The sequence below is a fragment of the Ancylobacter sp. genome, from assembly GCF_965229075.1.
Taxonomy (GTDB): domain Bacteria; phylum Pseudomonadota; class Alphaproteobacteria; order Rhizobiales; family Xanthobacteraceae; genus Ancylobacter.
Map to the genome: position 1 here is coordinate 1,590,540 of NZ_CBDDIO010000002.1, position 17,997 is coordinate 1,608,536.

Here is a 17,997-nt window from a genome sequence, read left to right on the forward strand (position 1 = left end):
CAATTTTCGTTTCAATCTGAGCGGGTGTTGCTCGTTTGCACTACGCGAATCCCGCCAAATCGTTACATTCCCCGCCATGTAATCACCCTGGGGGAAGCGATATGAAGAATGTACTGCTGGGAGCTGTCCTGATGAGCGCCGCCATGCCGGTGGCGGCGATGGCGGCGGATCTGCCCTATCCGACGAAGGCCCAGGTCGTCGTCGCCGAGCCGATGTTCTCGTGGACCGGCTTCTATCTCGGCGCCAATGTGGGGTTTGGCGGCAATGATTTCGACTACCCGTTCTCGGTCACGGCCGACGGCCTGCCCGTCGCCAGCGGTTCGGCGACGGTGGATTCGAGCGGCTTCTTCGGCGGCGCGCAGATCGGCTACAACTACCAGTTCGACAACAATGTGGTGCTCGGCGTCGAAGCCGATTTCCAGTGGTCGGGCATTGAAGGCAAGGCGAATGCCGGCCTTTCCGTCCCGCTGATCCCGACCAGCGCGTCGGTCTCGGCCGGCTCGGAAGTCGAGTGGTTCGGCACCATTCGCGCCCGTCTCGGCTATGCTTTCGACCACCTGCTGGTCTACGGCACCGGCGGCGCGGCCTATGGCAAGGTGAAGCACAGCATCGGCGTCACCGCTCCGGGCCTGCTGTTCAGCGAATCCGCTGACGACACCAATTGGGGCTGGACCGCCGGTGGTGGCTTCGAATACGCCATCAACAACAACTGGACGCTGAAGACCGAATATCTCTATGTCGATCTCGGCGAGAACACCGCGATCGCCGGCTTCCTGGCCCCGGGCGTCTATGGCGCGCTGGATGCCAAGACGACCTTCCACACCGTCAAGGCCGGCCTGAACTACAAGTTCTGAGTGCCCTTCTCCTCGGGCGATCATCGAAAGGGCCGCGCAAGCGGCCCTTTTTCTTGGGCTTCATCCAAGGGAAGCGAGCTAGCGGCCCGCTTCCTGTGCGCGGAAGCTCGGCAGGGCGCGCAGGGCGAAAGAGGTGAGGTGTTCGGGATCGCGCAGCCCGGATTTCGCCCCTTCGAGGACGGCGAAGGCCAGCAGGCTGCGAATGCCCTCGCCGAGGGCGAGGCGCTGCGAAGCCTCATTGCAGGCCCGGGTGAAGGCGGTGTCGAGCAGCGCCACGTCCTCAGGCTCATAGGCGGCCCCGGCGAGCGCCTCGTCGATGGCGAACGGATGGGTGGTGGCGGATATCTCGAAAGGCATGCGCCGTCTCCTTGCGTGGGAGTTCAGCGAAAGCGCGACGAGACAAGCCCCGAACTCTCCCAGCCGCCGGCTTGCTGATGATCACCGACGATGTCTCATTGTAACACGGCGGCGCCCCGCGCAGTCGGGCGGCGGATACCATCGCACCCGGCCCCGTGACAGGTCCGCCCGGCAGGGTTGCGGGCGTGGGCGGCGGTCTTCAAATCCGCTAACGCCTTTCGATCATGCGGGAACCTTCGTCCGCTCGGGCCGTAAGAGAGGAGGCGTTGCGCTCTGCCACCCGGCGGGCCGCCAATGTCACGCGCGAATGTGATCCGCATCGGTGCCTCGTGCGTAATGGGTCGTTTGAGGTGCGGAAACCGATAGCGAGCGAGGCGTGACGATGGTCCGGACGATCCAGGCGAAGGGGTGGCTGCGCGCCAGCGACTTCGGCTCGGCCACGGCCAGCTTCGAAATCCGCTTTGAAAGCGACGGCGCGGTCGGCGAGGTGCGTTCGGAACTCGCCGTCCTCACCGAGGCCAAGGCGGCGGGCCGCGCCAATCTGGTGACGGAAGCCGGGCGCTGGATCGCTATCCGGCCGCTGGAGATGACCGGCAACCGCCTGACCTTCCGGGTGCTTGACGACGAGGCGACGCTCAACCGCTACTTCGCCTGAGGCCGGCGGCCTCACCCCGGCGGATGTAGGTGTTCCGGCTCCGGCCCGATCTCCCGCACCGGGGTGGGTTCGGCATCGCCGGTGATCAGTCGCGCCGCGCGCTGATAGGTGAGGTAGTTCCACAGCCAGGACATTGCGACGGTGATGCGGTTACGCGCGCCGACCAGAAAATAGACGTGGACGACCCCCCAGAACATCCAGCCGAGAAAGCCGGTCAACTCAATCCGCCCGAGCTTCACCACCGCCGCGTTGCGCCCGATGGTGGCGAGATCGCCGGCATGACGGTAGCGAAAGCCCGGCGCAGCGGTGCCCTCCAGCCGCGACGCGATGACGGCGGCGACATGGTCGCCCATCTGCTTCGCGGCGGGGGCGATGCCCGGCACCGGGCGCCCCTCGGAATCGGTGGTCGCCGCCGCGTCGCCGATGACGAAGATATCGGGCGCGCCCGGCACGCTGAGATCGGGCTCGACCCGGCAACGCCCGGCGCGGTCGGCGGCGACGCCGAGCCATTCCGCTGCCGGTGAGGCCCGCACCCCGGCCGCCCAGATCTTGGTCGCGGCCGCAATGGTCTCGCCGCCCTCCAGCGTCACATGGTCGGCGCCCATATCGATGACCGGGCGTCCGGTCATCACCTCGACCCCCATCGCTTCCAGCCGCTCACGCGCATGGTCGGAAAGCCGCTCGGGCAGAGCGGGGAGCAGCCGCGGGCCCGCCTCGATCAGCAGGATGCGCGCGGTGCGTGGGTCGACCCGCTTGAAGTCCGGCGCCAGCGCGTGGCGGGAAATCTCGGCGATGGAGCCGGCGAGTTCCACTCCGGTAGGCCCGCCGCCGATGATGGCGAAGGTGAGCAGGCGCCGCCTTGTCTCCGGCGCGGTGGCGACCTCCGCCCGCTCGAAGGCGAGCAGAATGCGCCGGCGCAGCTGGGTGGCGTCCTCGATATCCTTCAGCCCCGGCGCGAAGCGCGCCCATTCCGGGTGGCCGAAATAGGAATGCGTCGCCCCGGTGGCCAGGACGAGGAAATCGAAGCGGATCGGGCCTTCACTCGTCAGCAGTTCGCGGCTTGCGCGGTCCACCCCCTCCGCCCGCGCCATCAGCATGGTGATGTTGGGCTGGCGCGAGAGGATATGGCGGATCGGCCAGGCGATATCCGCCGGGGAGAGGGTGGCGGTCGCCACCTGGTAGAGCAGCGGCTGGAAGCAATGGTAATTGTGCCGGTCGATCAGCGTCACATTCACCGGCGCCTTGGCCAGACCGCGCGCCGCCTCCAGCCCGCCAAAGCCGGCGCCGACGATGACGACATGCGGGCGCGCGGGCGCCTCACGGGTCTCAGGATCGCTCACGCAGCACCTCCGGCTCGATACCCCGGCCTCTTTTTAGCGCGGCAGAGTATAGGCGATCACGTAATCGCCCGCCCGTGTCCCGATCGAGCCGTGGCCGCCCGCCACCTGCACGATGAACTGGCGCCCGCCGGCTTCATAGCTCATCGGCGTCGCCTGACCGCCGGCCGGCAGGCGCTGCTGCCAGAGCTGGGCGCCGGTGGTCACATCATAGGCGCGGATATAGTCGTCGATGCTGGCGGCGAGGAAGGCGACGCCGGAGGCGGTCAGCAGCGGCCCGCCAATGCCGGGCACGCCCATCGGGATCGGCGGCAGCGGCACGGGAGCGGCGTCGCGCACCGTGCCGTTCTTGTGCATCCACATCTTCGCGCCGGTCCTGAGGTCGACGCCGGCGACATAGCCCCAGGGCGGCGCCTGGCAGGGCAGGCCGAGCGGCGAGACGAACGGCCCCATGCGCACGCCATACTCGCCGCCGGCATTGACGTTCAGCCCCGCCTCGCCGGCATTCACCTGCTCATCGGCGGAAATCTCGTCGGAGGGCACGAGCTGGGAGGTGAAGGCGAGATAGGTCGGCATGCCGAACATCACCTGCCGCACCGGATCGACCGCCACCGAGCCCCAGTTGAAGGTGCCGAAATTGCCGGGATAGACCAGCGTGCCTTCCAGAGTCGGCGGCGTGTAGCGGCCCTCATAGCGTAGCTGGCGGAACTTGATGCGGCAGACGAGCTGGTCGAGCAGGCTGGCGCCCCACATGTCCTTTTCGCGCAGCGGCTCCGGGGCAAAGCTCAGCGCCGAGACCGGCTGGGTCGGGGCGGTCCATTCGCCCTTGATCGCCCCGCCGGGCGCCGGCACCTCGCTCACGGGCAATATCGGCGTGCCGCTGCGCCGGTCGAGCACATAAATGTCGCCCTGCTTGGTCGGCTGCACCAGCGCCGGGGTCGTGCCCTCGGCCGTGGCAAGGTCGATCAGCACCGGCTGCGCCGGCACATCCATGTCCCAGAGGTCGTGATGCACGGTCTGGAACACCCAGCGCACCGCGCCGCTGGCGATGTCGAGCGCGACGACGGAGGAGGAGAAGCGCTCCACCGCCGGGCTGCGATGCGCGCCGAGCTGGTCGGGGGTCGCATTGCCGAGCGGGATATAGACGAGGCCGAGCGCCGGATCGGCGCTGAACACGGTCCAGCTATTGGGCGAGTTGGCGGTGTAGGTCTCGTCCGGCCCGAGAGGGGTGGTGCGCTCGGGATTGCCGGAATCCCACGCCCAGACGAGCGTGCCGCTGCGTGCGTCATAGGCGCGGATGACGCCGGAGGGCGATTCCATGGCGTAATTGTCGTTCACCGAGCCGCCGATGATGACGAGGTCGTTCACCACGGTCGGCGGCGAGGTGGAATAATAGAAGCCGCTCTGCTGGTTGGGCATGTTCGCCCACAGATTCACCGTGCCGTTCTCCCCAAAGGCCGGGCAGGTGGCGCCGGTGAGCGCGTCGAGCGCGATCAGCCGCGCGTCGGAGGTGGGAAGGAACACGCGCGCGGTGCAGGCCGGGGCCGCCGCGAGGTCGGCCTCTGCCACCGCGCTGTCGCGGTAATAGGAAAGCCCGCGGCAGGTCTGGTGCTGCCGATTGGGGTCGAGCCCGTCCTTCGCGTCGAAGCGCCAGCGTTCCGCGCCGGTCTCGGCGTCGAGGGCGATGGCGATATGGTGCGGGGTGCAGAGATAGAGCAGGTTGCCGATCTTCAGCGGCGTCACCTGATAGGTGGTCTCGTCGACATCGTCCGGGCCGCGTACGTCGCCGGTGCGGTAGGTCCAGGCGACTTCCAGCGCCTCCACATTGGCCGGTGTCACTTGCGCGAGCGGCGTGTAGCGCTGCCCGGCGAGGGTGCGGCCGTAATGGTGCCATTCGCCTGCAGGCACGTCTCCATTCGCCGTGGCGCCGGGCGCGGAGGCGGCGGCCTGCGCCTGCCAGCGGCCTTCGATCACATGCGGGTCGCGCAGCAGCGCCGCGCCGGCAACACCGACGCAGCCGACCACGACCAGCGCCAGCACGGTGCGGCCCATGTTCCAGCCGTGCCGGCCTACGGCCCAAGGTGTGAGCAACCAAAGGCCGAGCAGGACGAGCAGCCCGCCGCGCGTGGCGAGCGGCCACCAGTCGAGCCCCACCTCCCAAAAGGCCCAGCCCAGCGTGACAGCCAGCAGAAGCGCGTAGATGAGCCGCGCGCTTGTCCGCTGCCGCCAGACCAGCACGGCGCAGAGGATCAGCCCGACCCCGAGTGCCGCGTAGAACGGGCTGCCGCCGAGGGTCACGAGCCAGCCTCCGCCCCCGGCCAGAAACAGGCCGATCAGCCCCAGCAGGAGGGCGGTGACGAGGGAGGAGGGGGAAACGCGCATCGGCCAGCCTTCCGGAGTCCGGGAGAGGGTGCGAGGCGCCCGACCCAGGACGGCGAGACCGACCGGAGCCGTCGCTCATCGCGACGGTGCCGCGCCGCCGGAGCGGCGGGGGCGTCGGGCTAACGGGCGAGCGGGCGATGCGTTCCCGCCTGGGCTAAGCCCTCTGCCGCCTCTCGCCGGCTAAAGCGCGGCGATGCGGGTGAGGGCAGGCTGCGGCAGGTTCAGGCTGCTGCGCGGATTCTGGTCTTCCAGCACGAAGAAGGAGCTGATGAACCAGATCGCGGCGAGGACTGCGATCAGGCCGAGCGCGAGGCGCAAAGCGGTGCGCTGGGGCATGGTTTCCCCTCTTGGACAGCTAGATTAATTTGCCGGCAATTGAAACCCTTGCCGGCCGGAGGTCACGAGGCGCCGGGCGAGCCGGCGCCTCCTGCCCGCGTCGCGTCAGGCGGCCTTGAGGGCCTTCTGGTTGGCCACCTTGTCGGCCAGCGCGGTGAGGGCGTCGTCGGTCATCGACTCTTCCTTCAGCGTGGCGTCCAGCAGCGTCACCGCGTCCTTCATGCCGAGCACCTGCGCCCAGCGCTTCAGCGTGCCGTAACGCGAGATTTCGTAATGCTCCACCGCCTGCGCGGCGGCGGCGAGGCCGGCGTCGAGCGCGGGCTGGCCCTTGAACTCGTCGAGGATCTCCTCGCCTTCCTCAAGAATGCCCTCGATGGCGGCGCAGGTCTTGCCCTGCGGACGCTTGCCGATCAGCTCGAACACCTGCTGTAGGCGCTCGATCTGGCCTTCGGTCTCGTCGCGGTGCTTTTCGAACGCCGCCTTCAGCTCCGGCGACTGCGCGCCGCGCGCCATTTTCGGCAGCGCCTTCAGAATCTTGCGCTCGGCGTAGTAGATGTCCTTCAGGGTCTCGTGAAACAGGGTTTCGAGGTTCTTCTCGGCCATGTCGGTCTCCGTCGCGTGATGTCCCCAAGCCTCGCGCCGACAACTTTGGCTGGCGTGCTTCGTTCCCACAGCGCGGGCGGGCTTTTCGCGCGGCGGGTGAGGAATGATCCGCGCGGCGCGGCCCGCCGTACCCGCTGGCACATCCGTCATCGCTCCAGAGGCGCGCTCATGCCGTTCATCGTCGCTTATCTCTCGACAGGGCTGGTCTTCCTCGCCCTTGACGCGCTGTGGCTCGGCTTCATGGCGAGCCGCGTCTACCGGCCGCTGATCGGCGACCTGATGGCCGACCAGCCGAACTGGCCGCCGGCGGTGCTGTTCTATCTGCTCTACATTGCCGGCGTGGTGTTCTTCGCGGTGCAGCCGGCCCTGGCCTCCGGCCGCTGGACCACGGCGCTGATGCTCGGCGCCTTTCTCGGCCTGCTCGCCTACGGCACCTACGACCTCACCAACCACGCCACGCTGCGCAACTGGCCGGCGGCGATGACGGCGATCGATCTCGCCTGGGGCACCTTCGCCACTGCCGTGGCCGCCACCGCCGGCCTGCTGATCACCCGCGCCTTCACGTCCTAGGGCCGCGCCGGGCCGGGCCAGAAGGCGTTGACCCGGCGCTGATAGGCGCGGAACGCGTCGCCGCGCGAGCGCAGCATATGCGCCTCGTTCGGCGGGATACCGGAAGCGTAGACCAGCAGCACATACATCAGGGCGGGCGCGAGCAGCGCGGCGGCGCCCGGCAGATAGGCCAGCGAGAGGGCGATGGCGGGATAGGCGGTCCAGCCCAGCCATTCGAAGAAATAGTTCGGGTGGCGCGTCACCCCCCACAGCCCGGCATCGCACACCCGCCCGCGATTGGTGGGGTTGGCGCGAAAGCGCGCCAGCTGGCGATCAGCGATCCCGGCGCCGAGAAGGGCGGCGAGAAACAGCGCGACGCCGAGCCCGTCGCCCAGCCGCCAGAAGGGCGCCGGATTGTGCGCCGCCGCCCCAACCGCCACCGCGAGCACCAGCCCGGCCAGTGCCTGCACCTGCAGGAACTGGAACAGTCGCCGCGAGGCCGCCGCGCCCCATTGCCGGCGCAGGTCGGCATAGCGCGGGTCGTCATGGCCGCGCAGGGTTCGCTGCAGGATATGCGTGCCGAGCCGGGCCGACCACAGCCCCACCATCCCCGCGACGAGCAGCTGGCGCGGCAGCCAGGGTTCGCCGCCGAGCGGCAGCAGCGCGGCGGCGACGCCGGCGACGCCCGACGCATAGGACCAGATCGTGTCCACCCAGCCATGATTGCCGCTGCGCTCGGCCGCCCACCAGGCCCCCGCCATGGCGAGGCTGAGGAACAGGGCGACGTCGGCGAGGGAGAGGATCAGGGTCACCGTGTCGCTCCTCGTGCTGGCAGGCGCGCGATAAAGCCGCTGACATCGCCGAGCACCGGGGCAATGAGGCGCAGCGGCGGCGCGAACGCCCCGACGATCAGCCGGTGATCGAGAGTCTTGTAGCTTTTCAGCTCCACCGTGCCGCCGGCGGCGCGCAGGCGTTCGGCCAGCCGCGTGCTGTTGCCGGGATCGACCGTGGTGTCGCGGGCCCCGGTGGCGAGAAAGGCGGGCGGCGCCGCGCCGGTGACGAAGTTGATCGGCTGGCTGCGCCAGCGCTCCGGCTTCGGGCCGAAGATCGCCTTCAGCCTTTCGCTGCGCAGGGGCAGGAAATCATAGGGGCCGGCGAGGCCGACCAGCCCGGCCACGTCGCGCGCCGGGTCGAGCCCGACCGCCTGCAGCCATTGCGGATCGAAGGCCAGCAGCGCCGCGATCTGCGCGCCGGCGGAATGGCCCATCAGAATGAGGCGCCCCGGATCGCCGCCATATTCGGCCGCATGGGCGCGGGCCCAGCCCACGGCGCGCGCGCCGTCCTCGACAAAGGCGGGGAAGCGCACCTGCGGATAGACCCGGTAGTCGGGAATGACGACGACCATGCCTCGGCTCGCCAGCGCGGCGCCGACAAAGCGGTACATGGCGCGTTCGCCCGAATCCCAGCTGCCGCCATAGAAGAACACCACCACTGGCAGGCCCTGCCGCTTCCCGGCGGTGGGCGTGTAGACATCGAGCCCATGGCGGGGGCCGGCGGCATAGGCGATGTCCGTGCTCACCCGCGCCGCATCCAGCCGCGACAGCGCATTGAGCAGGGCGATGGGGCTTTCGGCGGCGCGGGCAGGGGCCATCATCAGCAAGGCGAGGGCGAGCAGAAGCGCCGCGCGCATGCCTAGATCCGGACGAAAGGCTGCATCAGCCGGCCGAAAAAGCCGTTCAGCCGCATGCTGCCTTCCAGTGCCGCCAGGCAATAGCACTCGCCGTCGCGGTCGACGATCGGCTGGTGCTCGATCTCCTGGTCCATCTCACTGAGATCGCCCGGTCCATAGCGGCCGAAGCCATCGGAGAAGGAGCCGGAAATCACCTGGGTGAACTCGGTGCCGACATGGCCGTGCTCCGGCAGCTTGCGCCCCGGCCCGACGCGCAGCAGCGTCAGCCGCGCCTGCGGGTCTTCCGGCAGCCGCACCGTGCTGGCGCGCACGCCAAGGCCGATCCAGCGCCAGGGGCCGATCTCGCAGTCCTGCAGCGGCGCCGGCAGGGGAATGCCGCCCGGCAGCGTCGCCGGGGTGCGGGGCTTGGCGCGCGCTTCCAGATGCGTCGGCGCAGGGGCCGCCGGGGCGCGGGTGGCCTCCTCGCGGTCGATGGCGCGCAGGGCGGCGGCGAAGGCATCGGGCGCCATGGGCACGGGCGCGGTCGCTTCCAGCAACGCGCCGCCCACCGCCTCGAGGGCGGCGAGGCGTTCCCGGCAGCACGCGCAGGTCGCGAGATGGACCGCGAGCACCCGCGCCGGCCCCGCCGGCAGCTGGCCGGCGGCGTAGCGCAGCAGCGATTCGTCGCTCGCGTGGTGGCGGATCGTCATGAGTGGCCTTCCAGAAGAACGCGCAGCCGCCCCAGAGCGAGGCGCACGCGGGATTTGACGGTGCCGAGCGGCAGCCCCAGTTCGCGGGCGATTTCCGAATGCGCCTTCTCGCTGAAGAAGGAGAGGCGCAGCACGGTCGCCTGCTCGTCGGAAAGTGTCTTCAGCGCCTCGCGCACCCGCGCCTCACGCTCCGCCGTCAGCAGCAATGTTTCGCCCGAGGGCGCGGTTTCAACCTCAACCGGTTCCTCTTCGCCCGCCGAGGCGGTGCGCAGCCGGCGCAAATGGTCGATCCGCAAATTGCGGGCGATGGTGAAGATCCAGGTCGCCGCCCCCGCGCGGGTGGGGTCGAAATAGGACGCCTTGCGCCAGACCGAGAGCATCACCTCCTGCGCGATCTCCTCCGCCGTGTTGGGCGGCAGGCCGGAGCGGCGCAGAAAGGCGTTCAGCCGCGGCGCGAAATAGCTGTAGAGGCGCGCATAGGCCTGCCGGTCGCGCTCGGTGGCGACCTGGCTGATCAGCCGCGCCAGCTCGTCGCCATCCGGCACGCCGTCATCCTTCATCAGCCGAGTCACCGCCGACCTCCGCCGAGGGGGGGAGGCTGCGCCGGGCTCCGTGGAGCGAAAATGGTCGAGCGAGGCATTCATGAACCCTTCTACGTGCCGGCGTGGCGGCTGGATCATTCCGCCCGCGAGTGATCCACCGCCGAACCGCCCCCGTACACTAGACAACCTTCGTACGCCGCTCCACAGCCTCAGGTTTTCGCGCCATGAACATTCGTCAGGACTTCGCGCCCGGCTCGGCGCTGTCCATCGCCGTCATCGGCGCCGGCATCTCCGGCCTGTCGGCGGCGTGGCTGCTGGGCAAGCGGCACGATGTCACCCTGTTCGAGGCCGAGGCCCGGCTCGGCGGCCATTCCAACACGGTGGAGGCGGCGGGCCTGGCGGTAGATACCGGCTTCATCGTCTATAACGAGCGGACCTATCCCAATCTCACCGCGCTGTTCGCCCATCTCGGCGTGATCACGCAGGCGACGGACATGTCCTTCGCCGTGTCGCTGGACGGCGGGCGGCTGGAATATTCCGGCGCCAATCTGCGCGGCCTGTTCGCCCAGCCGCGCAATCTCGCCTCGCCCCGCTTCGCCTCCATGCTCGCCGACCTGCTGCGCTTCTACCGCAACGCGCCGCGCGATCTCGCCACCATGGGCGAGGAGAGCCTCGACGCCTATCTCGACGCCAACCGCTATGGCGCAGCGTTCCGCGACGATCATCTCTACCCGATGGCGGCGGCGATCTGGTCGACCCCGGCGGCGGAGGTCGGGCGCTATCCCGTCGCGGCCTTTGTCCGCTTCTGCGCCAATCACGGCCTGCTCCAGCTGGCCGACCGGCCGATCTGGCGTACCGTCGCCGGCGGCAGCCGGCGCTATGTCGCCCGCCTGCGCGCGGATTTCGGCGGCGCGGTGGTGACGGGCGGCCCGGTGCGGGCGGTGACGCGCGGCGCCAACGGGGTGAGCGTCACCGACGCCTCCGGCCAGGTGCGGCGCTTCGACCATGTCGTCATCGCCACCCATGCCGACCAGGCGCTGGCGCTGCTCGACGGGCCGACGCTGCGCGAGCGCGATCTGCTCGGCGCCTTCCGCTACAGCCGCAACGAAGCCATCCTGCACGCCGATGCCAGGCTGATGCCGCGGCGCAAAGCGGCATGGGCGGCGTGGAACTACCTCGCCGACCGGCGCGCCGACCCCAAGCTCTGCGTCACCTACTGGATGAACTGCCTGCAGAACCTGCCCGCCGACCGTCCGCTCTTCGTCACGCTCAACCCGGTCGAGCCCCCGGCCGAAGCCTCTGTGCATTACCGCGCTTCCTATGAGCACCCGCTGTTCGACACCGCGGCCATGGCGGCGCAGAAGCGCCTGTGGTCGCTGCAGGGCGAAGGCGGTGTATGGTATTGTGGGGCTTATTTCGGCGCGGGATTTCACGAGGACGGGTTGCAGGCGGGGCTGGCGGTGGCGGAAGCGCTGGGCGGGATACGCCGCCCCTGGACGGTGGCGGACGAATCCGGCCGCATCACTCTTCCGACGGGCTACGCGCCGCCCACCCTGGCGGAGCTGGTGTGATGAGTGGGGCCTCGGCGCTCTATGCCGGCGAGGTGATGCATGTGCGGCTGAAGCCGCGCCGGCACCGGCTGGCCTATCGCCTGTTCTCGCTGCTGCTCGACCTCGACGAGATCGACGGGCTCGACCGCCGGCTGCGGCTGTTCTCGCGCGGGCGGTTCAACCTGTTCAGCTTCCACGACCGCGACTATGCCGACCCCGCCGCCGGCCCGCTGAAGGCGCAGGTGGAGCGCCTGCTTATCGCGGCCGGGCTGGAGCCGGATGGCGGGCCGATCCGCCTGCTCACCTTGCCGCGCCTTCTCGGCTACGCGTTCAACCCGCTCAGCGTGTATTTCTGCCACCGCCGCGACGGTTCGCTGCTGGCGCTGCTCTATGAGGTGAACAATACCTTCGGCCAGCGTCATTCCTATCTCATCCCGGTCGCTCCGGGGAAGGGGACGCCGCTGCGGCAGAAGGCGGAAAAGCGCTTCTATGTCTCGCCCTTCATGGATATGGGCCTGACCTATGCCTTCCGCGTCCATCCGCCGGGCGAGGATCTGCGCATCGCCATTCTCGCCAGCGACACGGAGGGGCCGGTGCTGAGCGCGGTGCACAGCGCCACCCGCCGCCCGCTGAACGATGGCGAGCTGCTGCGCACGGCGCTGAGCTATCCGCTGCTGACGCTGAAGGTGATCGCCGGAATCCATTGGGAAGCGCTGTTCATCTGGGCCAAGGGAATCGGCCTGCGCCCGCGCCCCAAGGCGCCCGACGCGCCGGTCACCGTTTCGCCCGCGCACCGACACTGAGGAAGAGCCGCATGCCGCGTGACGCCGACATCTTCGCCGATCCGTCCACCGAACTCTCCCACGCCGCCGAGGCGCCGGCCGCACGGGCCGGCCGCACCGGCTGGCGCGAGGCGGCGCTGGCGCGTCTTATCGGCGAGCTTGCCATCGGCACGCTGACCGTGGTGACGCCGGAAGGGCGCCGACTGGTGGGGCGTGGCGCCCGTCCGGGTCCGGAGGCGACGCTGGTGCTGCACCGCTGGCGGGCGGTGCGCCGGCTGGTGACGGGGGGCGACATCGCCTTTTCCGACGCATTCATCGCCGGCGACTGGTCGAGCCCGGACCTGCCGGCGCTGATCGAACTCGCCGCCCATAATCTCCCCGTTCTTGCCGGGCGCCTCGACGCGCTCGCCCCGGTCCGGCTGTGGAACCGGCTGCGCCATGGGCTGCGCCGCAATTCCCGCACCGGCAGCCGCCGCAACATCTCGTTCCATTACGATCTCGGCAATGAATTCTACCGGGAATGGCTCGATGCCGGCATGAGCTACTCCTCCGCTCTTCGCGTCGCCCCCGACCAGACGCTGGAGGAGGCGCAGCAGCAACGCCTCGCCCGCATCGTCGATATGCTGGAGGTGCAGCCCGGCCAGAGCGTGCTGGAAATCGGCTGCGGCTGGGGCGCGCTGGCTGCGGCTCTGGCGCGCGCGGGCGCGCGCGTCACCGGCATCACCCTGTCGCGCGAACAGCTCGCCTATGCGCAGGCGACGATTGCCGCCGACCCGGCACTCGACGGGCGCACCGATCTCAGGCTGCAGGACTACCGCGATGTGAGCGCGCGCTATGACCGCATCGTCTCCATCGAAATGCTGGAGGCGGTGGGCGAGGCCTATTGGCCGACCTATTTCGCCAAGCTGCGTGCCTGCCTCAATGAGGGCGGCACGGCGGTGCTGCAGGTCATCACCATCGCCGAGGACCGTTTCGAATCCTATCGCCGCAACACCGATTTCATCCAGCGCCACATCTTCCCCGGCGGCATGCTGCCGACCAAGGCGCATATCGCTGAGCACGCCGCGCGCGCCGGGCTCGAACTGGTGGAAACCCAGTGTTTCGGCCTCGGCTATGCGCAGACGCTGGCCGAATGGCGCTCCCGCTTCCTCGACGCCTGGCCGCGCATCGAGCCGCTCGGCTTCGACGAGGCCTTCCGGCGCCTGTGGGACTATTACCTCGCCTATTGCGAAGGCGGCTTCCGCGCCGGCGCCATCGATGTAGGCCTGTACCGACTGAAGGGCTGAGCGGCCCAGCCCAGCGGCCTCACCGCACCGGCCGCTTTTCCAGCTTGCGCGCCAACGTGCGCCGGTGCATGCCGAGCCGGCGCGCGGTCTCGGAAATGTTGAAATCCGTCTCCACCAGCGTCTCGTGGATGCGTTCCCATTCGAGACTTTTCAGCGAGGTCGGGCGCCCGTCCAGCGGCACCGACACATCGCCCTCGGTGCGCTCGAATGCCTTCTCGATGTCGTCGGCATTGGCTGGCTTGGGCAGATAGTGGCAGGCGCCGAGCTTGATCGCCTCCACCGCCGTGGCGATGCTGGCGAAGCCGGTGAGCACGACGATCCGCATGCCGGGGTCGTGCGCGTGCAGCGCCTTCACGCAGTCCAGCCCGGATTCGCCGGCGAGCTTGAGATCGACCACGGCAAAGGCCGGCCGGGCGGCGATCAGCAGCGGCGCCATCTCGTCCAGCCCGGCGCAGCTCGCCACCTCATAGCCGCGCCGCTCGAAGGAGCGCTTGAGCGTGCGGGCGAAGGTGGCGTCATCCTCCACGATCAGCAGCGGCCGGTTGGGCCGCGCCGCGCTCATGGCCGGCCTCCCGAAAGCCCGGCCAGCGGCAGTGTCAGCCGCACCTGCGCGCCGCCGCCGCTGGGCGCGGCGATGTCCAGCGCGCCGCCCAGCCGTCGCAGCACATTGACGACGAGGAACAGGCCGAGCCCGGCGCCGGCCCGCCCCTTGGTCGAGCGGTAGGGCTTGCCGGGCGCCGCCGCGATGTCGGCGGGAAAGCCGGGGCCGCGATCGGTCACTTCCAGGCACAGCGTCTCGCCCTGCCGGCGCGCCACCACGCCGACCCAGCCGGGCGAGGCTTCCAGCGCATTGTCCAGCACATTGACGATCACCTGCTTCAGCGCGAGATCGGAAATGACAGGCTCGTCCGGGGCAAAGCCATTGTCATAGGCAAAGGCGGCCGGCGCGCGCAGCGCCTGCCAGTCCGCCACCGTCTCGTCGAGAAAGGCCCGCACGCCGGTGCGGATCGTGCCTTCGCCGCGCGCCTCGCCGGAGGAGAGCAGGATGCCGGTGACGATCGCCTTGCAGCGGGCGAGCTGCGCCTGCATGTCCGCGAGATCCTGCGCCAGCTCGCGGTCGCGGGTGAGCGCCGGCATCTTCTCCCAGTCATTGAGAATGACCGAAAGCGTCGAGAGCGGCGTGCCGAGCTCATGCGCCGCGCCGGAGGCCAGCAGCCCCATGCGCACCACATGCTCTTCCTCCGCCGATTGCTGCCGCAGCTCGGCCAGCCTCGCATCGCGGCGGCGCAGATTGGCGGTGATGCGGGTGATGAACGCCACCAGCAGGCAGGCGGAGAGCAGGAAGCAGATGAACATGCCCTGTATGTGCAGGTTCCAGAACCCGCCCAAATGGCTGTGCGGCATGTTGATGTCGCGGTGGAAGACGGTGAGGCCGACGAAACAGGCGCTGGTGATCGCCACCAGCGTCCACACCGACCACGCCTCCAGCAGGATGGCACCGAGAATGACCTGCAGCAGGAACAGCGAGATGAACGGGTTCAGCGCCCCGCCGCTGAGAGAGAGCTGCACGGTGAGCGCGCCGACATCCAGCAGCAATTCGAGGAACAGCTCGGTATTGGTCACCCGGTCGCGGTGGCGGTAGCGCAGCAGGCTGACGAGATTGAGCCCGACGAGAAAGGCGACCACGGCGAGCATCTCCGCCAGCGGCAGGGCAATGGCGAGTTCGGCATGAACGAACCAGATGGTGGCAAGCTGCCCGATGGCCGCGATCCAGCGCAGCTGGATCAGCAGCAGCAGGTTTTTCCTGTCGCTGGCATCGCCGCTCGTGTCGGAAACCAATCCTCACGCCTCCTGCCGCGCCTCCGCAGCGCCGTCCGCGGCATTGCCCGGCCGCCGGCGCGCGACGCGGGCACAGAATTACCCTTCTGCGGCTTCTAGAGCGAGTGCGCCTTGAGGCCGATTGGGCATTCTGTCCAAGGGCGCAGGCGGCGGGTCACTGTTAAGTAGTTCTACGAAACCCATGGACGCGCCGGTCTCGATGGCGGCGCGGCAAAGACCTCGTGCGCTCAACCGGCGCAAGTCTGAGGAATGCCGATGTATTGCCTGTTCTCGGCGGACGCGGAAAACCTTCGCGGCACGCAAAACACACACGCGTCAGGCGACCGGGAAACGGATCGACCTGTGCGTGTCAGTGCCGTTGCGGGCGGCAATGCGCACCCGTGCCAGCTTCATCAGCCGGCTTCCGGCGCGCGCCGGGCGGCCCTTGCGCGGCGTGCCCTCATCCTCGCTCATCAGCATGATGGCAAATCCCATCTGCACGCTGCCGAAGGTGATGCCGACGGCGCAGGTGAGCACGGTCAGCGCGATGAGGCCGGAGGCGGACTGGCCGGCCAGCGTGCCGAGCCGGCCGATATCGAGCAGCACCAGCGCGCCGACGAACAGCGCGCCGAGGCCGACGCCGATCAGCGCGTGACGGAGCAGGAAGCGCACGAGCAGGGGCATGGGGTTCTTCCCCGTTCAGGAACGCGCCGGCCGGCGCATCAGCCCGATGGCCTCGGCCGCGCACATGCCGCCAGCATAGACCGCGAGCAGCGCGGTGAAAACCGCGAAGCCACGGTCTGCCGCCACCGCGAATCCCGCCAGCGCGAGCAGGGCGAGCGCGCCATGGCCGAGGCCGATCGCCCAGCCGACCTTCTCCCCACGCGGGCCCAGCGCTGCATAGGCGCCGGCGATGAGGGCGCCAGCCAGCAGGATGAAATGGGCATTCGTCATATCGGCTCTCCCGGAATACGTAGAAATCACGATATGATTTTCAAATATATCTCATCACGTCAATATTCATCCGCAAGAATATCGGATATTTACTTCAGTAAATCAAATAATACGGGCTGTGAGGCGTGTATCTGACATGGATACGGCTCTCACCTCTTGGCCGGCGGCCCGATCGCACGCGATTCCCGGTTACAACGACGCCATCATCCGCCGCTTCACCGTGGCGACGGTGCTATGGGCGCTGTTCGGCTTTTCCGCCGGGGTGATCGTGGCGGCGCAGCTCGCCTATCCCCAGCTCAATCTCGGCGAATACTTCACCTTCGGTCGGCTGCGGCCGGTGCATACGTCGGGCGTGGTCTTTGCCTTCGGCGGCAATGCGCTGATCGCCACCTCGCTCTATGTGGTGCAGCGCACCTGCCAGGTGGGGCTGTGGGGCGGGCCGCGCCTCGCCGATTTCCTGTTCTGGGGCTACCAGACGTTCCTGGTCATCGCGCTGTCCGGCTATGTCATGGGCATCACCCAGAGCCGCGAATATGCCGAGCCGGAATGGTATGCCGACCTGTGGCTGACGGTGGTGTGGGTCGCCTATCTCGCCATCTTCGTCGGCACGCTGATGCGCCGGCGCGAGCCGCACATCTATGTCGCCAACTGGTTCTTCCTCGCCTTTATCATCACGGTGGCGGTGCTGCACCTCGTCAACAATCTGGCGATGCCGGTGTCCTTCGTCGGCACCAAGAGCTATTCCGCCTTTTCAGGCGTGCAGGACGCGATGGTGCAGTGGTGGTACGGCCACAACATTGTCGGCTTCTTCCTCACCGCCGGCTTCATCGGCATCATGTATTACTTCGTGCCCAAGCAGGCGGAGCGGCCGATTTATTCCTACCGCCTGTCCATCGTGCATTTCTGGGCGCTGATCTTCCTCTATATCTGGGCCGGCCCGCATCACCTGCACTACACCTCGCTGCCGGACTGGACGCAGACGCTCGGCATGGCGTTCTCGATCATGCTGTGGATGCCGTCCTGGGGCGGCATGATCAACGGCATCATGACGCTCTCCGGCGCGTGGGGGAAACTGCGCACCGATCCGATCCTGCGCTTCCTCGTCGTCGCCGTCGCCTTCTACGGCATGGCGACCTTCGAGGGGCCGCTGATGGCGCTGAAATCGGTCAACTCGCTCAGCCACTACACCGACTGGACGGTCGGCCATGTCCATTCCGGCGCGCTGGGCTGGGTCGCCTTCATCTGCTTCGGCGCGCTGTACTACATGGTGCCGCGGCTGTGGCGGCGGCCGCTCTGGTCGCACCGGCTGGTGGAATGGCACTTCTGGATCGCCTCCATCGCCATCGTTCTCTACATCACCGCCATGTGGGTCGCCGGCATCGCCCAGGGGCTGATGTGGCGCGCCTATGACGCCTTCGGCTTCCTGCAATATTCCTTCGCCGACAGCGTCGCCATGCTGCACCCCTATTATGTGATCCGCCTCATCGGCGGCGTGCTCTACCTCGCCGGCGGCGTGATGATGGCGGTCAATTTCGCCATGACACTGCGCCAGCCGCTGCGCCAGCCCGATCCCGCCCGCGCGCCGCAGGCCGCGCCGGCATCGGCGTCGTGAG

20 protein-coding genes are annotated in these 17,997 nt (G+C 68.6%); 7 read left to right on the forward strand and 13 right to left on the reverse strand.

Annotation, left to right across the window (positions count from 1 at the left end):
- The first annotated feature begins 101 nt into the window (after window positions 1–101).
- Window positions 102–854, forward strand: coding sequence for an outer membrane protein (locus ACO07Z_RS13435; RefSeq protein ID WP_421699168.1), 753 nt, complete (start codon window positions 102–104; stop codon window positions 852–854).
- A gap of 78 nt (window positions 855–932) precedes the next feature.
- On the opposite strand, the gene ACO07Z_RS13440 is transcribed toward ACO07Z_RS13435, so the two are convergent.
- Window positions 933–1,211 carry a hypothetical protein gene (locus ACO07Z_RS13440; RefSeq protein WP_421699169.1) on the reverse strand — a complete coding sequence of 93 codons (279 nt, stop codon included), beginning with the start codon at window positions 1,209–1,211 and terminating at the stop codon, window positions 933–935.
- Window positions 1,212–1,593: 382 nt separating this feature from the next.
- On the opposite strand from ACO07Z_RS13440, the gene ACO07Z_RS13445 reads away from it, so the two are divergent.
- Window positions 1,594–1,866, forward strand: coding sequence for a hypothetical protein (locus ACO07Z_RS13445; protein ID WP_421700814.1), 273 nt, complete (start codon window positions 1,594–1,596; stop codon window positions 1,864–1,866).
- 11 nt (window positions 1,867–1,877) lie between these two features.
- Here the strand turns inward: ACO07Z_RS13445 and ACO07Z_RS13450 are convergent, their stop codons facing one another.
- The 4 genes from ACO07Z_RS13450 to ACO07Z_RS13465 form a co-directional block, all read right to left on the reverse strand.
- Window positions 1,878–3,206: an NAD(P)/FAD-dependent oxidoreductase gene (locus ACO07Z_RS13450; RefSeq protein WP_421699170.1), complete on the reverse strand. Its 1,329-nt coding sequence runs from the start codon at window positions 3,204–3,206 to the stop codon at window positions 1,878–1,880.
- Window positions 3,207–3,239: 33 nt separating this feature from the next.
- Window positions 3,240–5,585 carry a membrane-bound PQQ-dependent dehydrogenase, glucose/quinate/shikimate family gene (locus tag ACO07Z_RS13455; protein ID WP_421699171.1) on the reverse strand — a complete coding sequence of 782 codons (2,346 nt, stop codon included), beginning with the start codon at window positions 5,583–5,585 and terminating at the stop codon, window positions 3,240–3,242.
- A 180-nt stretch (window positions 5,586–5,765) separates the two neighbouring features.
- On the reverse strand, window positions 5,766–5,921 hold the full coding sequence (locus ACO07Z_RS13460; RefSeq protein ID WP_421699172.1) for a hypothetical protein: 156 nt from the start codon (window positions 5,919–5,921) through the stop codon (window positions 5,766–5,768).
- Between the two features lie 105 nt (window positions 5,922–6,026).
- Window positions 6,027–6,524 carry a ferritin-like domain-containing protein gene (locus ACO07Z_RS13465; RefSeq protein WP_244450126.1) on the reverse strand — a complete coding sequence of 166 codons (498 nt, stop codon included), beginning with the start codon at window positions 6,522–6,524 and terminating at the stop codon, window positions 6,027–6,029.
- A 168-nt stretch (window positions 6,525–6,692) separates the two neighbouring features.
- Between ACO07Z_RS13465 and ACO07Z_RS13470 the strand changes: the two genes are divergently transcribed.
- Window positions 6,693–7,094, forward strand: coding sequence for a DUF2177 family protein (locus ACO07Z_RS13470; protein WP_421699173.1), 402 nt, complete (start codon window positions 6,693–6,695; stop codon window positions 7,092–7,094).
- Here the strand turns inward: ACO07Z_RS13470 and ACO07Z_RS13475 are convergent.
- The 4 genes from ACO07Z_RS13475 to ACO07Z_RS13490 are packed head-to-tail and all read right to left on the reverse strand — an operon-like array spanning window position 7,091 to window position 10,012.
- A complete protein-coding gene (locus tag ACO07Z_RS13475) occupies window positions 7,091–7,885 on the reverse strand; it encodes a DUF1295 domain-containing protein (RefSeq protein WP_421699174.1) in 795 nt (264 codons plus the stop codon). The two genes, ACO07Z_RS13470 and ACO07Z_RS13475, sit on opposite strands and share 4 nt — an antisense overlap.
- On the reverse strand, window positions 7,882–8,763 hold the full coding sequence (locus ACO07Z_RS13480; protein WP_421699175.1) for an alpha/beta hydrolase: 882 nt from the start codon (window positions 8,761–8,763) through the stop codon (window positions 7,882–7,884). Before ACO07Z_RS13480 ends, ACO07Z_RS13475 begins: the two co-directional genes overlap by 4 nt.
- A gap of 2 nt (window positions 8,764–8,765) precedes the next feature.
- Complete coding sequence (locus ACO07Z_RS13485) at window positions 8,766–9,452, reverse strand: ChrR family anti-sigma-E factor (protein ID WP_421699176.1); 687 nt, start codon at window positions 9,450–9,452, stop codon at window positions 8,766–8,768.
- On the reverse strand, window positions 9,449–10,012 hold the full coding sequence (locus ACO07Z_RS13490) for a sigma-70 family RNA polymerase sigma factor (protein ID WP_421700815.1): 564 nt from the start codon (window positions 10,010–10,012) through the stop codon (window positions 9,449–9,451). Before ACO07Z_RS13490 ends, ACO07Z_RS13485 begins: the two co-directional genes overlap by 4 nt.
- Window positions 10,013–10,218: 206 nt before the next feature.
- On the opposite strand from ACO07Z_RS13490, the gene ACO07Z_RS13495 reads away from it, so the two are divergent.
- The 3 genes from ACO07Z_RS13495 to ACO07Z_RS13505 are packed head-to-tail and all read left to right on the forward strand — an operon-like array spanning window position 10,219 to window position 13,612.
- The gene (locus ACO07Z_RS13495) at window positions 10,219–11,565 is read left to right on the forward strand and encodes an NAD(P)/FAD-dependent oxidoreductase (RefSeq protein WP_421699177.1); all 1,347 of its coding nucleotides are present in this window, start codon (window positions 10,219–10,221) and stop codon (window positions 11,563–11,565) included.
- Window positions 11,565–12,347, forward strand: a complete 783-nt coding sequence (locus tag ACO07Z_RS13500) for a DUF1365 domain-containing protein (RefSeq protein WP_421699178.1) — start codon at window positions 11,565–11,567, stop codon at window positions 12,345–12,347. The genes ACO07Z_RS13495 and ACO07Z_RS13500 overlap by 1 nt, the downstream gene beginning before the upstream one ends.
- Window positions 12,348–12,358: 11 nt before the next feature.
- Complete coding sequence (locus tag ACO07Z_RS13505) at window positions 12,359–13,612, forward strand: class I SAM-dependent methyltransferase (protein ID WP_421699179.1); 1,254 nt, start codon at window positions 12,359–12,361, stop codon at window positions 13,610–13,612.
- A 19-nt stretch (window positions 13,613–13,631) separates the two neighbouring features.
- On the opposite strand, the gene ACO07Z_RS13510 is transcribed toward ACO07Z_RS13505, so the two are convergent.
- The 4 genes from ACO07Z_RS13510 to ACO07Z_RS13525 all read right to left on the reverse strand — a co-directional run bounded on the left by ACO07Z_RS13510 (window position 13,632) and on the right by ACO07Z_RS13525 (window position 16,384).
- A complete protein-coding gene (locus ACO07Z_RS13510; protein WP_421699180.1) occupies window positions 13,632–14,174 on the reverse strand; it encodes a response regulator transcription factor in 543 nt (180 codons plus the stop codon).
- Window positions 14,171–15,451 carry an ATP-binding protein gene (locus ACO07Z_RS13515; RefSeq protein WP_421699181.1) on the reverse strand — a complete coding sequence of 427 codons (1,281 nt, stop codon included), beginning with the start codon at window positions 15,449–15,451 and terminating at the stop codon, window positions 14,171–14,173. Before ACO07Z_RS13515 ends, ACO07Z_RS13510 begins: the two co-directional genes overlap by 4 nt.
- A gap of 315 nt (window positions 15,452–15,766) precedes the next feature.
- Window positions 15,767–16,114 (reverse strand): hypothetical protein, encoded by a 348-nt coding sequence (locus ACO07Z_RS13520; protein WP_421699182.1) that lies wholly within the window; start codon window positions 16,112–16,114, stop codon window positions 15,767–15,769.
- 15 nt (window positions 16,115–16,129) lie between these two features.
- A complete protein-coding gene (locus ACO07Z_RS13525; RefSeq protein WP_421699183.1) occupies window positions 16,130–16,384 on the reverse strand; it encodes a hypothetical protein in 255 nt (84 codons plus the stop codon).
- A 136-nt stretch (window positions 16,385–16,520) separates the two neighbouring features.
- On the opposite strand from ACO07Z_RS13525, the gene ccoN reads away from it, so the two are divergent.
- Complete coding sequence (ccoN, locus tag ACO07Z_RS13530) at window positions 16,521–17,996, forward strand: cytochrome-c oxidase, cbb3-type subunit I (RefSeq protein ID WP_421699184.1); 1,476 nt, start codon at window positions 16,521–16,523, stop codon at window positions 17,994–17,996.
- Window position 17,997: the final 1 nt, after the last annotated feature.